This is a genomic window from Methylopila musalis (assembly GCF_042679725.1).
GTDB classification, from domain to species: domain Bacteria; phylum Pseudomonadota; class Alphaproteobacteria; order Rhizobiales; family Methylopilaceae; genus Methylopila; species Methylopila musalis.
In genome coordinates, this window is the sequence record NZ_JBHTMX010000070.1 from 1 (window position 1) to 14,100 (window position 14,100).

At 70.5% G+C, this 14,100-nt stretch carries 14 protein-coding genes and 1 tRNA gene; 7 read left to right on the forward strand and 8 right to left on the reverse strand.

The genetic code is table 11. From position 1 onward, the window contains the following. On the forward strand, positions 1-1,520 hold a 1,520-nt coding region (gene mutS / locus ACFQ4O_RS09400; RefSeq protein ID WP_378775435.1), incomplete at its 5' end, for a DNA mismatch repair protein MutS. A 125-nt stretch (positions 1,521-1,645) separates the two neighbouring features. Then, positions 1,646-2,008 (forward strand): response regulator, encoded by a 363-nt coding sequence (locus tag ACFQ4O_RS09405; protein WP_378775436.1) that lies wholly within the window; start codon positions 1,646-1,648, stop codon positions 2,006-2,008. 101 nt (positions 2,009-2,109) lie between these two features. Here the strand turns inward: ACFQ4O_RS09405 and ACFQ4O_RS09410 are convergent, their stop codons facing one another. From ACFQ4O_RS09410 to ACFQ4O_RS09430, 5 genes are all read right to left on the reverse strand, one after another. Further along, positions 2,110-3,075: a 2-hydroxyacid dehydrogenase gene (locus ACFQ4O_RS09410; protein ID WP_378775437.1), complete on the reverse strand. Its 966-nt coding sequence runs from the start codon at positions 3,073-3,075 to the stop codon at positions 2,110-2,112. An 81-nt stretch (positions 3,076-3,156) separates the two neighbouring features. Next, positions 3,157-3,354, reverse strand: a complete 198-nt coding sequence (locus ACFQ4O_RS09415) for a hypothetical protein (protein ID WP_378775438.1) — start codon at positions 3,352-3,354, stop codon at positions 3,157-3,159. Between the two features lie 129 nt (positions 3,355-3,483). Beyond that, positions 3,484-3,789, reverse strand: coding sequence for a hypothetical protein (locus ACFQ4O_RS09420; protein ID WP_378775439.1), 306 nt, complete (start codon positions 3,787-3,789; stop codon positions 3,484-3,486). Continuing rightward, positions 3,789-6,083: an FdhF/YdeP family oxidoreductase gene (locus ACFQ4O_RS09425; RefSeq protein WP_378775440.1), complete on the reverse strand. Its 2,295-nt coding sequence runs from the start codon at positions 6,081-6,083 to the stop codon at positions 3,789-3,791. Before ACFQ4O_RS09425 ends, ACFQ4O_RS09420 begins: the two co-directional genes overlap by 1 nt. Before the next feature lie 554 nt (positions 6,084-6,637). After that, a tRNA-Gly gene (locus ACFQ4O_RS09430) sits at positions 6,638-6,711 on the reverse strand. A gap of 171 nt (positions 6,712-6,882) precedes the next feature. Between ACFQ4O_RS09430 and ACFQ4O_RS09435 the strand changes: the two genes are divergently transcribed. Beyond that, positions 6,883-7,059, forward strand: a complete 177-nt coding sequence (locus ACFQ4O_RS09435) for a hypothetical protein (RefSeq protein WP_378775441.1) — start codon at positions 6,883-6,885, stop codon at positions 7,057-7,059. A gap of 47 nt (positions 7,060-7,106) precedes the next feature. Beyond that, complete coding sequence (locus tag ACFQ4O_RS09440; protein ID WP_378775442.1) at positions 7,107-7,706, forward strand: SCO family protein; 600 nt, start codon at positions 7,107-7,109, stop codon at positions 7,704-7,706. Positions 7,707-7,771: 65 nt separating this feature from the next. On the opposite strand, the gene ACFQ4O_RS09445 is transcribed toward ACFQ4O_RS09440, so the two are convergent. Then, positions 7,772-8,737 carry a calcium-binding protein gene (locus ACFQ4O_RS09445; protein WP_378775443.1) on the reverse strand — a complete coding sequence of 322 codons (966 nt, stop codon included), beginning with the start codon at positions 8,735-8,737 and terminating at the stop codon, positions 7,772-7,774. A 144-nt stretch (positions 8,738-8,881) separates the two neighbouring features. Between ACFQ4O_RS09445 and ACFQ4O_RS09450 the strand changes: the two genes are divergently transcribed. From ACFQ4O_RS09450 to ACFQ4O_RS09460, 3 genes are read left to right on the forward strand one after another with little or no spacing between them, the layout of a single operon-like run. Further along, positions 8,882-9,223: a PepSY domain-containing protein gene (locus ACFQ4O_RS09450; protein ID WP_378775444.1), complete on the forward strand. Its 342-nt coding sequence runs from the start codon at positions 8,882-8,884 to the stop codon at positions 9,221-9,223. Positions 9,224-9,225: 2 nt separating this feature from the next. Continuing rightward, complete coding sequence (locus tag ACFQ4O_RS09455; protein ID WP_378775445.1) at positions 9,226-9,882, forward strand: response regulator transcription factor; 657 nt, start codon at positions 9,226-9,228, stop codon at positions 9,880-9,882. A 3-nt stretch (positions 9,883-9,885) separates the two neighbouring features. Continuing rightward, positions 9,886-11,244, forward strand: coding sequence for a sensor histidine kinase (locus ACFQ4O_RS09460; protein ID WP_378775446.1), 1,359 nt, complete (start codon positions 9,886-9,888; stop codon positions 11,242-11,244). Between the two features lie 464 nt (positions 11,245-11,708). Here ACFQ4O_RS09460 and ACFQ4O_RS09465 read toward each other — a convergent pair whose 3' ends face one another. Then, a complete protein-coding gene (locus ACFQ4O_RS09465) occupies positions 11,709-12,575 on the reverse strand; it encodes a transporter (protein ID WP_378775447.1) in 867 nt (288 codons plus the stop codon). 356 nt (positions 12,576-12,931) lie between these two features. Then, a partial coding sequence (locus tag ACFQ4O_RS09470; protein ID WP_378775448.1) for a TIGR03808 family TAT-translocated repetitive protein occupies positions 12,932-14,100 on the reverse strand: 1,169 nt, incomplete at its 5' end.

Below are 14,100 nucleotides of genomic sequence, written 5' to 3' on the forward strand. Positions count from 1 at the left end.
CCACGCTGTCCGGCGCCGAGGCGCTGGCCGCGATCGCGCAGGGGCTCGGCGGGGCAAGCGCCGAACTCGGCCACATCGCCCGGACGCTGGAGTCCGCCGACCACGCGCTCGCAACGGAGCTGTCCGCCACGCTCGACGACGAGCTGCCGCTGCTGAAGCGCGACGGCGGCTTCGTGCGCGCCGGCGCGGACCCGCGGCTGGACGAGGCCCGGGCGCTCCGGGACGAAAGCCGCAAGGTCATCGCCCGGCTGCAGGCGGCCTATGCGGACGCGACCGACGTGCGGGGGCTCCGCATCAAGCACAACAACGTGCTGGGCTATTTCATCGAGGTGCCCCAGGCCCACGGCGAGCGACTGCTGAAAGCCCCGCACGCGGAGAGCTTCGTGCACCGGCAGACCATGGCCGGCGCCATGCGCTTCACCACCACCGAACTCGGCGATCTGGAGCGCCGGATCGGCGAGGCGGGCGAGACCGCGCTCGCGCTGGAGCTTGCGATCTTCGAGGCGCTGGCCGCGCGCGTCAGCGCGGCGTGGGAGACCCTGCGCGCCTGCGCCGAGGCGCTGGCGGCGTTGGACGTGTCCGCGGCGCTCGCCGAACTTGCGGTCGATCGCGGCCATGTGCGCCCCCATGTGGACGACAGCCTGGACTTCCATCTGGAGAACGCCCGCCACCCGGTGGTGGAGCGCGCGCTTCAGGCGGCCGGCAAGCCCTTCGTGCCGAACGACGCCACCCTGTCGGAGCCCGACGCCGAGGCCGGCCTCGTGCAGCTCATCACCGGGCCCAACATGGGCGGCAAATCCACCTATCTGCGGCAGGCGGCGCTGGCGGCGGTGCTGGCGCAGGCGGGCGCCTTCGTGCCCGCGAAGGCGGCGCGCATCGGCGTGGTGGACCGGCTCTACAGCCGCGTCGGCGCGGCGGACGACCTCGCCCGCGGCCGCTCCACCTTCATGGTGGAGATGGTGGAGACCGCCGCCATCCTGAACACCGCCGGCCCCCGCTCGCTGGTGATCCTCGACGAGATCGGCCGCGGCACCGCCACCTTCGACGGCCTGTCCATCGCCTGGGCCGCGATCGAGCACCTGCACGAGGTCAACCGCTGCCGGGCGCTGTTCGCCACCCATTTCCACGAGCTGACCGCGCTCGCCCGCCGCCTGCCCCGGCTGCGCAACGCCACCGTGCGGGTGAAAGAGTGGAAGGGCGAGGTGGTGTTCCTGCACGAGGTGGCGCCCGGCGTCGCCGACCGCTCCTACGGCATCCAGGTGGCGAAGCTCGCAGGCCTGCCCCCCGCCGTGGTCCGGCGCGCCAAGGCGGTGCTGGACGAGCTGGAGGCCGCCGACCGCGCCTCGCCGGTGGAGCGCATGATCGACGACCTGCCGCTGTTCGCAGCCGTCCGCGCGCGCCCCGAGCCGGACGGCCCGGACCCGCTGGCGGAAGCGCTCGACGCCGTCGAGCCCGACGAACTGACGCCCAAGGCCGCGCTCGAGGCGCTCTATCGCCTGAAGGCCCTGCGCCCCCGCTGAGGCGCTAAGGGGCCCGCCGATCAGAGCGGTTCTGAACCCCTCACCATTATGTTTTACGAAGCGTGAAACCGAACGCCGCGTCGGGCGTTGTCGCGGGGCGTGCGCATATGTTTCGGAGTACCGCAGTGGCGCCTTTCCGCGTTCTGATCCTTGAAGACGACGCCATCCTGGCCCTCGACCTCGCCACCATCGTGAGCTGCTGGACCGACGCGCAGATCGTGTCGTGCCGCTCGGTGGCGCAGGCCCGCAAGGCGCTGAAGGGCGGCTTCGATCTGGCGCTGCTCGACATCGAGGTGGAGGACGGCACCTCCTACGAGTTGGCGCAGGACCTGAAGGAGCGCAACCTGCCCTTCGCCTTCGTCTCGGGCTCCGACCTGTCGAGCTTCCCCGAGCGCCTGAAGGACGTGGCCTTCATTCCGAAGCCCTACAACCAGCGCGTGATCGAAAGCGTGGTGTCCTCCGCCTCCGGCGGGCGCCGCCACCCCTGACGCTCACATCCTGTCAGACACGACCGTCACGCGTCATGCCCGAGCGTGGTCGTAGGGCATGACGCGCTGAACGGGCGCGCCTCGGCGTCTTCAGAAACAGATCAGTCCGCCGGCCAGCCCCGGAACGGCGTCTCCGCCACCGGCGACAGCGGCGGCTCGCCGGCGGCGTAGGCCTCCAGATTGGCGACGACCAGATCGGCCATCGCCCGCCGGGTCGCGACCGACGCCGAACCCACATGCGGCAGCAGCACCGCGTTCTCAAGCGCGATCAGCGCGGCCGGCACGTGCGGCTCGTGGGCGTAGACGTCGAGCCCGGCCGAACGGATCACGCCGTCGCGCAGCGCCGCGATCAGCGCGTCCTCGTCGATCACGCTGCCCCGCGCCATGTTGACCAGCACCCCGTCCGGCCCGAGAGCCGCGAGGATGCGCGCGTCGATGAGGTTTTTGGTGTCCGCGCCGCCGGGCACGATCACGACCAGCGTGTCCACCTCCGCCGCCATGGCCGCGAGATCGGGATAGTGGGCGTAAGGAACGTCCGGGTTCGGGCGGCGGCTGTGGTAGACCACCGGCAGGCCGAACGCCTCCAGCCGGCGCGCGATCGCCTGGCCGATGCGGCCCATGCCCACGAGGCCGACCGTCCGGCCCCGCAGGCTCGACGTCAGCCGGAACGGCCCCTCGCTCGCCCAGCGGCCGGCGCGCAGATGCCGCTCCGCCGCGCCGAACTCCCGCACCGTCGCGATCAGCAGGCCGACGGCGGTGTCCGCCACCTCGTCGTCGAGCACGTTGGGCGTGTTGGTGACGACGATCCCCCGGCGCGCCGCCGCGGCCGCGTCCACCCCGTCATAGCCGACGCCGAAATTGGCGACGATCCGCAGCCGGGGCAGCCGCGCCATCAGGGCGTCGTCCACCGGCCCCTTGCCGAAGGCCGCGATCGCCTCGACCTCGGGGCCGACGCGCGCCGCCGCCGCCTCGTCGGCGAGGTCGGTCACGCGGAAGCTGCGTCCGAGAGCGGCGCGGAGATCGTCCGCCGGGCGGCCGACGAGAAGAAGATCAGGGCGCGAGGTCATGCGGCGGGCTCCTGCGACGGGCGGAAGCCCTGGTTCTGGCGCGGCAGGCGGCGTCGCCAAGCCTGAACGGCCCGGCCGCCGTCAGCGCCGTGCGCCGATCTCCACGACCGTCAGCACGGCCGCGACCGGAAGCGCCACGGTGACGCCGATGCCGAGGCAGAGCAGGCTCATGGCGATCCGGGACCGCAGCGCCGACGGGTCGCGGGGCGGGCTCTCCATCGCCGCGCCGCCCTCGTAAGCCGCCTTTACGTAAAGCTCCGTCACGCTGTCCATGGACATGGCCGCACCGATCCCGACTGCGGCGCCGGCGGATGAGCCCGGCGCCTGATCTCAAGGCCGGATCATCGCGCGTTCCGGGCCGCGGCGACATTGGAATGTGTCGAAACCGCCCGAATTCTTGACGGAAGGTTAACTCTGCGCGGCCGGGTTCGGCGCGGTCGCGAACAGGCGGCGGCCGGCGTCGGTGAGCGACAGGCGCAGGCGCTGGGTGCGGGGGTCGCGGGCGTCCACCTGCACGAGGCCGAGATCCTCGGCGAGGTCGTTCGCCGCGCGCAGCACCAGCGCGTGCGCCAGCCCGAACACGCGCGCGAAGCCGCGGGAATCGCCCGCGACGCCGGCGCCGAGGGCCGTCAGCAGCCCGGCGTGCAGCGGCGTCAGCGCGGGCTCGGCCCGCTCCAGCGCCTCGACGGTCGCCATGAAGCCCTGCTCGTCCATCACGCGGCCTCGCGCGGGCGCAGCGACACCAGCGTGGACTTGGACAGCGGCGTGTCCGAGCCCTCGCCCGCCCTGTTGAACGGCACCACCACGTTCAGCTCGGGGTAGTAGCCGGCGATGCAGCCGCGCGGGATGTCGTAGGCCACCAGCCGGAAATCCTCTGCCACGCGGCTGCGGCCGTCGTGGGACGCGCCGACCACGTCGATGCGGCCGTTCGGCTCCGCGCCGATGGCGGCGATGTCGTCCGGGTTCATGAAGACCACCCGGCGCTCGCCGTAGACGCCGCGGTAGCGGTCGTCGAGGCCGTAGACCGTGGTGTTGTACTGGTCGTGGCTGCGGAAGGTCTGCAGCACGAACTGGCCTTGGGTCTTGCGCGCCTGCTGGTGCTCCACCTCGACGGGAAGCGGCGCGGCCGAGAACTCGGCCTTGCCCGAGGGCGTCAGCCACTCCCGCTCGGTCGCCGCGTTGCGCAGCCAGAAGCCGCGCGGCCGGCGCACCCGCACGTTGAAGTCCTCGAAGCCGGGGATGACCCGGGACAGGCGATCGCGGATCAGGTCGTGGTCGTCCGCCATGGCGCTCCAGCCGAGGCCGTCGCCGAGCGTCGCCGCGGCCATGCCGGCGATGATCGCCACTTCGGACTTGAGCTGCTTGGAGGCCGGCTTGTTGATGCCGCCCGAGCCATGGACCATGGACATGGAGTCCTCCACGGTCACGATCTGGGTCTTGCCGCGGGAGTTGCGGTCGATCTCGGTGCGGCCGAGGCAGGGCAGCAGATAGGCCACCTCGCCCACCGCCATGTGGCCGAGATTGGGCTTGGTGGCGATCTGCACCGTCAGCCGGCAGCGCCGCAGCGCCTCGGTCACGATGGCGGTGTCGGGGGTGGCGCGGGCGAAGTTGCCGCCGAGGCCGATGAAGGCGCGGGAGCGGCCCTCCACCATGGCGTGGATGGCGTGCAGCACGTTGTGGCCGGGCTTGCGCGGCGATACGACGCCGAACTCCCGGTCCAGGTTGTCCAGCAGCCAGGCCGGCGGGTTCTCGTTGATGCCGACGGTGCGGTCGCCCTGCACGTTGGAATGGCCGCGCACCGGGCAGAGCCCCGCGCCCTCGCGGCCCACATGGCCGCGCAGGAACAGCAGGTTCGCGATCTCCCGCACGGTCGCGACCGAATGCTTGTGCTGGGTGACGCCCATGGCCCAGGTGGCGATGACGCGCTCGGCGCCGAGATAGACCTCGGCCAGCGTCTCGATCGCGTCGTAGGTCAGGCCCGACTGGTCCTCGATGTGGCCCCAGTCGGTCGCCTCCACCTCGGCCCGCCAGGCGTCGAGGCCGGCGGTGTGTTCGGCGAGGAAGGCCTCGTCCAGCAGCGAGGGCCGGCCGGCGGCCTTCTCGGCGGCGTCGCGGGCGAACACGATCTTGGCGACGCCGCGGATCACGGCCATGTCGCCGCCGAGCTTCGGCTGGACGTAATGGCTCGCGATCGAGGTCGATCCGCCGCGGATCATCTCGATCTTGTCCTGCGGGTCGGCGAACCGCTCCAGGCCGCGCTCGCGCACCGGGTTCAGCACCACCACGCGGGCGCCGCGCATGGCGGCCTTGCGCAGGTCGCCCAGCATGCGCGGATGGTTGGTGGCCGGGTTCTGGCCGATCACGAAGATGGCGTCGGCGTGATGGAAGTCCTCCAGCAGCACCGTGCCCTTGCCGATGCCGATGGACTGGATGAGCCCGACGCCCGAGGCCTCGTGGCACATGTTCGAGCAGTCGGGGAAGTTGTTGGTGCCGTAGGCGCGGGCGAACAGCTGATAGAGAAACGCCGCCTCGTTGGAGGCGCGGCCCGAGGTGTAGAACTCCGCCTCGTCGGGGGAGTTCAGCGCGCGCAGCTCCGCGCCGATGGCGGCGAAGGCCTCGTCCCAGCTCGTCTCCACATAGCGGTCGGTCGCCGCGTCGTAGCGCATGGGATGGGTGAGCCGGCCCACGTTCTCGAGCTCGTAGTCGGTCCAGCCGCGCAGGGCGCTCACGCTGTGCTCGGCGAAGAAGGCCGGCGTGGCCCGCCGCTCCGTCGACTCCCACGCCACCGCCTTCACGCCGTTCTCGCAGAACTCGAACGACGAGCCGTGTTCCGGGTCGCCCCAAGCGCAGCCGGGACAGTCGAAGCCGTCCGGCTGGTTGGCCTTCAGCATGGCCTTGGCGCCCATCAGCGCGGAGCCGCTCGCCAGCAGGTGCTTGCCGCAGCTGCGAAGAGCGCCCCACCCACCGGCGGCGTGAGAGCGTTTGAGCGAAGCGTCAGCCTCGGCCATTGGCGACCACCTAAATTGGAATACTTCGAAGACCGGCGGACCGGCTTGTCTCTGATCAGCAGATAGCCGCGCCAATCATCACCGACAACTAAAAATACGGAATATATTTCTCGATCAGCGACATCATGGCTCCCATGCGTGAATCTCATGCCTCTTTGACATCAGTTCTCGCTGCTTTGACTATTGGAAGCGCCAATCGGTCGATGGCTATTTCTGTATAGACTCACGCTTCATCTGGAATGCCGATAAAGCGATAGGCGGATCACATAATGCCGCAGCGCAGCGCGCTCACGGGGCAGCGTGGCGGCTCCCGGGTCTTTCCGCAGAAGTCGGCAAATGACCAATGGCGACCGAAGTCGGTGGCCGGGGATTGGGGCGGCGCGCGGAGGCCCGCCAGGGTCGCGTTCGCGCGGTCGCCAGCGCCCTTTGGCGCGATGGACCGCCGGCGCGGCGACGGAACGACGGGGGCGTGAGGCCGCAGAGCGCCGGGCGTTACGAACGCGGGCACAGCCCCTCAAGGGACCAACGCGGCTTTCAGATCATGGGATGGGGTCTGGAGCGGGTGAAGGGAATCGAACCCTCGTCTGGAGCTTGGGAAGCTCTCGCTCTACCATTGAGCTACACCCGCGACGCCGGGGACATTACGGCGCGGCCGGCGTCCGGGCAAGGGCGGCGCGGCGCCTCGGCCCGGGATCGCACGACTTTGTGGCGGGAGGCCGCGCGGCGGGCTGTCGACGCGCCAACCCCGGACGGGGTAAGCAACGCGGGCGCCGTCGTGTCGGGGCGCGACGGAGCCGCCATGACCGGACGGACAGACAGGATCGAGGGGGAGCGCCGCGGACCCGCGACGGCGATCGTCGTCGCCGCCCTGTTCGGCGTGGCGGCTGTTCTGGCCGCCGCGCTGCTGCTCTGGTCGCGCGAAGGCGGCGAGCTGTTTCTGCAATCGGCCTTCGCCGCGGTCGCAGGCTGCCTGTGAGCGGCCGACGCCGTAGGCGCGCATCATCCCATCAGGAGACGTCGTCCATGTCCGCCCGCACCGCCTTCATCGCCGGCTCGCTGGCCTTCGCCGTCGGCGCGGCGGCCATCGGCTTCGGGCTCGTGCATTACGGCGCCTCCGGTTCGGGCGGCGCCACGGCGACGCAGCCCTCCAGCGTCGGCGGCCCGTTCCAGCTGGTGGACCAGAACGGCGCGACCGTGACCGAAGCGGAGGTCAAGGGCCGGCCCTACCTGCTGTTCTTCGGCTTCACCCATTGCCCGGACGTGTGCCCGACGGCGCTGTCCGAGATGACGCAGACCTTCGACGCGCTTGGGCCCGACGCCGACAAGCTGCAGGCGCTGTTCGTGACCGTGGACCCGGCGCGCGACACGCCGGAGACGCTGAAGGAGTATCTGTCGAGCTTCTCGCCCCGCATCCGGGGCCTCACCGGCTCGCAGGCGCAGGTGGACGCCGCGGTGAAGACGTTCCGGGCCTACGCCCGCAAGGTGCCGCTCGACGGCGACAACTACACCATGGACCACACGGCGCTGGTCTATCTGATGGACCGCGACGGCGCCTTCGTGCAGCCGCTGAACCTGAAGCGGGAGCCCGCCGACGTGGCCGCCGAGCTCAAGCGCTACCTCTGAGCGCGGCCTGACACGCGACGTGGGAGGCGGACGCCGGGTCGGCGCCGCCTCCCGCGTCCTCGGGATCAGACGAACAGCACGTCCGAGGCGCTGAGATCCGCGATGGCGACGTTCTCGAGCGTCAGCTCGTGGGCGCCGAAGCGGAAGGTCAGGTCCTCGCCGCCGTCGGTGACGGTGGCGCGCGCGATGAACTGGCTGAAGGTGCTCACGCCGAGCGACGCGTCGATCTCCAGCCGGTCGAAGCCGGCCTGGAAGTCCTCGACCTCGGTCACGCCCTCGTGGAACACGAAGGTGTCCCGGCCGCGCCCGCCATGAAGTTCGTTGCGCCCGGCGCCGCCGTTGAGGCGATCGTGCCCGGAGCCGCCTTCCAGATCGTCGTTGCCCAGTCCGCCGCTCAGGATGTCGTTGCCCGGCCCGCCCTTGATTTCATCATTACCGCGGTCGCCATGCAGCTGGTCGTCGCCGTAGCCGCCGAGCAGTTCGTCGTCGCCCCGGCCGCCGCGGATCACGTCGTTACCGCCACGACCGTCGATGTAGTCGGCCTGGTTCGTGCCGGTCAGCGTGTCGTCGCCGTCACGGGACGGCTCGGTCGGCGTCGAGCCGCCGGTCAGGCCCACGAAATGCGACGCCTTAAGCGACCCGAGGCTCACATCCTCCAGCAGCAGGGTGTTGCCGCCGCCGAAATCGAACAGCGTGTCTTCGCCGCCGTCCACCGAGCGGCCCTTGGCGATCAGCTGGGAGAAGCTGGTCACGCCGAGCCCGTCGGCGAGCTGGATGCGATCGTCGCTCAGGCTGAAGTCGTCGATCTCGTCGCGGCCCGCGCCGTAGACGAACAAATCGCGGCCCGAACCGCCCTCGAGCTCGTCGTTTCCGACGCCGCCGTCGAGAACGTCGTCGCCCGAGCCGCCGTCCAGCTCGTCATTGCCGGCGCCGCCGAACAGCTTGTCCGCGCCGCCGAGCCCGTCGATCTCATCGTGGCCCGCGCCGCCGGTCAGCGTGTCCGCCCCGTTCGTTCCCCTGTAATCGGCCATGGTCGTGCGTCCTCAATCCGGAAATGGGCTGGAACGGCGCGGCGATTCGCGCCGAAGTTCGCCGGACCTTGGCCCACGCCGCCCTGCACGCTCCTGACGAGCCGTGTCAGCGATCTGTCAGCGGCATGGGATCACGGTTCCGGCATGATTGGCCGCCTCACCTCACCCCGCTGGACCCGCACGCTCATCGGCGCCGCGGCGCTCGCTCTTGCGCTCACGCTCGGCCAGACTGCGCCGGGCCACACCGACGACACGCGCGCCCATTACGAGGCGAGCGAGGCGCTGAAGTCCGGCCGGGTGCGGCCGTTGGAGGAGATCGTCGCGATCGCGCGAAAGGAGATCGGCGGCGACATCATCGAGATCGAGTTCGAGCACGACGACGGCCGCTACATCTACGAGCTTGAGATCATCTCGCCGTCAGGCAAGCTTCTGGAGGTGAAGATCGACGCCGCCACCGGCGTGATTCTGTCGCGCGAAGGGCAATAGGCATGCGCCTGCTGGTGGTCGAGGACGATCCGCGCATCGGCGAGGACGTCCGGACAGTGCTGACCGCCGCCGGCTACGCCGTCGATCTCGTCGCGGAGGGACGCGAGGCCTGGTTCAAGGGCGACACCGAGGACTACGGCCTCGTGGTGCTCGATCTCGGCCTGCCGAACATGGACGGCGTCAGCGTGCTGAAGCAGTGGCGCGCCGCGGGACGGCACATGCCGGTGCTGATGCTCACCGCGCGCGGAAGCTGGGCCGAGCGCGTGGAGGGCATCGACGCCGGCGCCGACGACTACCTGCCGAAGCCGTTCCAGTTCGAGGAGCTGCTGGCGCGGGTGCGGGCGCTGATCCGCCGCTCGGTCGGCCACGGCGCCGCCACCATCGAGATCGGCGCGCTCACCATCGACACCCGCACCATGCGCGTGGCGCAGAACGGGCTGCCGCTCAACGTCACGCCGCTCGAATACCGCCTCGTCAGCTATCTCGCCCATCACCGCGGACGGGTGGTCTCCACCACCGAATTGCAGGATCACGTCTACGGCGACGACTTCTCCCGCGACGCCAACGCGCTGGAGGCGATGGTGGCGCGGCTGCGCAAGAAGCTCGGCGCCGACGCCATCACCACCCGCAGGGGCTTCGGCTACATGATGGGCGCCTGAGACGTGCTGAACCGGCTGTCGCTGCGGCTACGGCTCGTCTTCGCGGGCCTCGCGTCGGTCGGGCTGGCGCTGGTGGCGGCCTTCATCGGCCTGTCGCTGCTGTTCGAGCGCCATGTGGAGCGCCGGGTGGCGGAGGAGATCACGCTCCATCTCAATCAGGTCATCGCAGGCCTCGGGAAAGACGGGTCCGGCACGCTGGACGTGCTGCGCGCGCTGGTCGATCCGCGCTTCGAGCGGCCTCTCTCCGGACTCTACTGGCAGGTGGCGAGCGACGGCGGGGTGCGCCGGTCGCGCTCGCTGTGGGACGCGACGCTGGCGCTTCCCGCCTCCCCCGGCCCCGCGCCGCGGCAGACCACCATCATTGGCCCCGGCGGCGCGCCGCTGCTGCTGGTGCTGCGCGAGGTGGTGACCGAACGCCGGCTCGGGGCGCAGAAGGTGGTGGCGGCCGTCGCCATCGACCGCTCCGACATCACCCGCGCCACCGCCGACTTCCGGCGCGACCTGCTGCCCTATCTGGCGCTGCTGGCGCTGCTGCTGCTCGCAGCGAGCGCGGCGCAGATCGCGATCGGGCTGCGGCCTCTGACGGACCTGCGCCTTCGCATCGCGCGCATCCGCAACGGCGCCTCCCATCGCCTCGGCAGCGATTTTCCGAAGGAGGTGCAGCCCCTGACCTCGGAGGTGGACGCCCTGCTGCAATCGCGCGAGGAGCAGCTGCGCAAGGCGCGCGAACGCGCCGCCGATCTGGCGCACCGGCTGAAGACGCCCCTGCAGGCGCTCGCCGGCGATGTTCTCAGGCTGCGACAGGCGGGGCAGGATCAGGCGGCCGACGACATCGAGGGCCTGATCGCCACCATGCGCCGCCTCGTGGACCATGAGATGGCGCGAGCGCGCATCGCGGACCGCGACCGCCGGGCGCGCACCGACCCGACGCGGGTGATGCGCGACGTGGTCAGCGTGCTGCGACGCACGCCCCGAGGCGAGACGCTGGACTGGACGATCGAGGCCCCGAACGACCTGCGCGTCGACATGGACGCCGACGATCTCGCCGAACTCATTGGCGTGCTGACGGAGAACGCGGCGCGCTACGCCAGGCTTTCCGTCCGCCTCGCGCTGCGCCGCGCCGACGGGGAGGCCGCGATCGACATCGAGGACGACGGCCCCGGCGTGCCGGCGGACAAGCTCGCCAACGTGCTGAAGCGGGGCGAGCGGCTCGACACCAGCAGCGACGGCGCAGGCCTCGGCCTGTCGATCGCGTCGAGCCTCGCGGAGGCCGCCGGCGGCGCGCTGTCGCTGCAGAACCGGCTGAGCGGCGGACTGCGCGTCAGCCTGCGCCTGCCGCTGTCGCCGCCCCTCGACGGCTGACGCGGGGGCCGGGGCTGCGAGGCTCGGAATCCTCAGGCGGCGCGGGCAGACAGCACGCCGGTCGTCACGCTCCCGGCTGAACCGACCGGCCGGCCGGACCCTGAACATCCGCGTGTCCGCCCGCCCAACGTCGGGGACGCCCGCGGTGGACGTGACGACGGACGGGAGCGGCCGCGCGATAACGACAGCGCGGACGTCGGACGCGAGCGCCACCCGCGATGCGCGCCGGCGTGCCCGGCCTGCGAAAGACCGTCGAACCGCAGACGACGCGAAGGGGAGACGGCAGAGCCGCCCTCTCGCCCGCGAGGTCCACGCGCGCCTTGCGCGTCGCCACAGCGCGGTCGGGCAGCCGGCTCGCACACCGCGTCTCAGCGCCTCGTCATCGCCTAAGGCGCGCTTCAAACGAAAATGGGGAGCGCCAAGGCGCTCCCCATCCGAACCGGTCCGCGAGGAACCGATCGATCTCAGTACTTGGTGACCAGCGGAGCCAGCGGCTTCTCGGGCGACCACAGCGGCACGATGATGCGCGACCAGAAGCGGGTGTCCTTGCCGCCGTAGTTCTTCTGGTACACGTCGCGGGTCAGGTAAGCCTGCAGGATGACCGGACCGAAGTTGTAGCCGACGAGCGGGCCGAGAGCGAACTGGCTCTGCTTGGCGGCGCCGCGCGGGGTGTTGTAGTCCCACGAACCGTAAGCGGCGAGACCGAGCTCCCACTTGCCGAAGGTCTTGGTGGCGGTCAGATCGAGGTTGAAGAAGTCCGGGTAGCGATAGCCGCGGTCTTCGTCGATGTGAATGCCGTTGATCAGGTTCGCCGTCAGGTTCCAGCCGTCAGCGGTGTAGCTGACCGCGGCGGCGTGGTTGAACGAGGTCGACTGGAAGGCGAGATCGTTCGAGCCGGCGTTGAAGTAGAAGCCGGCGTAGTAGCTGAAGCCGAAGCCGCTGCCGAGGTCCCAAGCGAGCTGAACGGCCGCGAAGGGGTTGTAGAAGCCGTACTCGGTGTCGCCGCCGAGGTTGTTGTCGGTCGCGACGTGGATCAGCGGGGTGGCGACCAGAACCTGGACGCGGCCGCCGAGCACCTGCCACGGGGTCGACCAGGCGATGACCGGGATGTCGACAGCGACGGTCACGTCGCCACGGCCGCCATTGCCGTCACGAACGCGACGAACGCCCCAGTCGAGCGTGTTCACGAAGTAGACGCCTTCCGGCAGCGGAGCGCCAGCGGCGAGGCCGACGCGCTCGCCCGGCTGCGTCACGGAGCCCGCGAAGGCGGCGGTGGTCATGGCGCCAAGCGCGAAGGCGCCCGCCGCCGCATACTTCATCACAGTGTTCATTTCGTTCTTTCCTCCGATCGACGCCCCGTTGTGGGTGCGCCGCTTATCCGAGATCATTTTCGTTTCCACCTTCGGTTTTCACCAGCCACCCTCTCAAATCGAAAGTCAGCAACGGCGCGACTAAAGGCGAATAAGCGTCCCCCGACTCGGCTCCGCTGGAGGCAGAACACAGTTTTTGCGGCCCGAATGCTACTCCCCTGACGGCCACACATTCTCATTCCCACCCCACTGTCTCTGAAATGTCGCAACCTCGCCATTGTTAAGGTTTCGTTAACCTTGTTGTTCTTTACGGCCCGGCGCGCGTTGCGAAGCGCGGCAATTCTAAGAATTTCAAGCTGTTATAAACAACGGACGGCTCACCGGACCGTGTTCGACCCCACCGTCAGGCCTGAAAAACCGGCAGCGCCGACGACCGCGAGGTCGCGGGTGGCGGCTTCGGTCCAGCGGTATCCGACCACCGCGCCCTTGCGCGAACCGGCGATCAGGTTGCCGGCGATGGTCGCCGGCCCCGCCCCGTCGACCACGGAGACCGCGACCCCCACCTCGCAGTCGCGGATGACGTTGCCGCTGATCGCGACGTCGCGGAGATACGGCCCCCAGCCGGCGTAGACGCCGAAGGCGGCGGCGTTCTCGATCACGTTGCCGGTGACAGCCGCGCCGGCCTCGATCCCGACGCCGAGGCCGTAGCCCTCGCCCGGCATGTCCAGCAGTTTGCGGCGGAACAGGTTGCGCAGCACGTTCCCCGTGATCGCGGCGAGCTTGCCGCCCTCCTTGAAGTTGGCGGCGGCGATCCCACTCGCGGCGCCGTCCACCAGATTGCCGGACACCACCGCGCCGTCGAAGCCGAACTCCACGTACAGCGCGGTCTCGCCGCCCTCGAGGCAGGTGTTGCCGGAGATCAGCACGTCGGTGGTCTCGTGCGCCCGCACGGCCGAGAAGGCGGAGCGGCGGATGGCGTTGTTGGAGACGATCACGCCGCCGGCCTTGGAGACATTGACCGCGTTGCCGTTCCAGCCGAGCCCGCCGTCCAGCGCGCCGGTGTCCTCGATGCGGTTGCCGGTGATGACGGAGCCGTCATCGGCCTTGGCGGAGCGGCGCACCACGAGCCCGTTGTTGCGGCAGCCGCGCACCAGACTGTCGGCCACCGTCACGCCGTTACCGTCCATGCAGAACAGGCCCGCATGGCGCGCCTGCTCGATGCGGCCGCGGCGGAAGGCGCCGCCGCTGCGCAGCCACACGACGCCGCTGCCGCCGGCGTCCAGCACGGCGAGTTCGTCGAGCGCCGCCTCGCCGACGTCCTCCAGATGCAGCGCGCCGGTCTGGAAATCGGCGGGCGCGTTGGCGCCGTCCAGCACGAGGCCGCGCAGGGCGATCCGCCGGACGCCCTTGGCGACGAGCACCGGGCCGGGAGCGGACAGCTCCAGCCGCGTCAGCTCCGGGGCGCCCACGAGCACCGCGCCGTCGGGGATCGCGACCTGGGACACCCGGTAGCGCCCAGGCGCAAGCGCAAGCGGCCGCCCCTCCC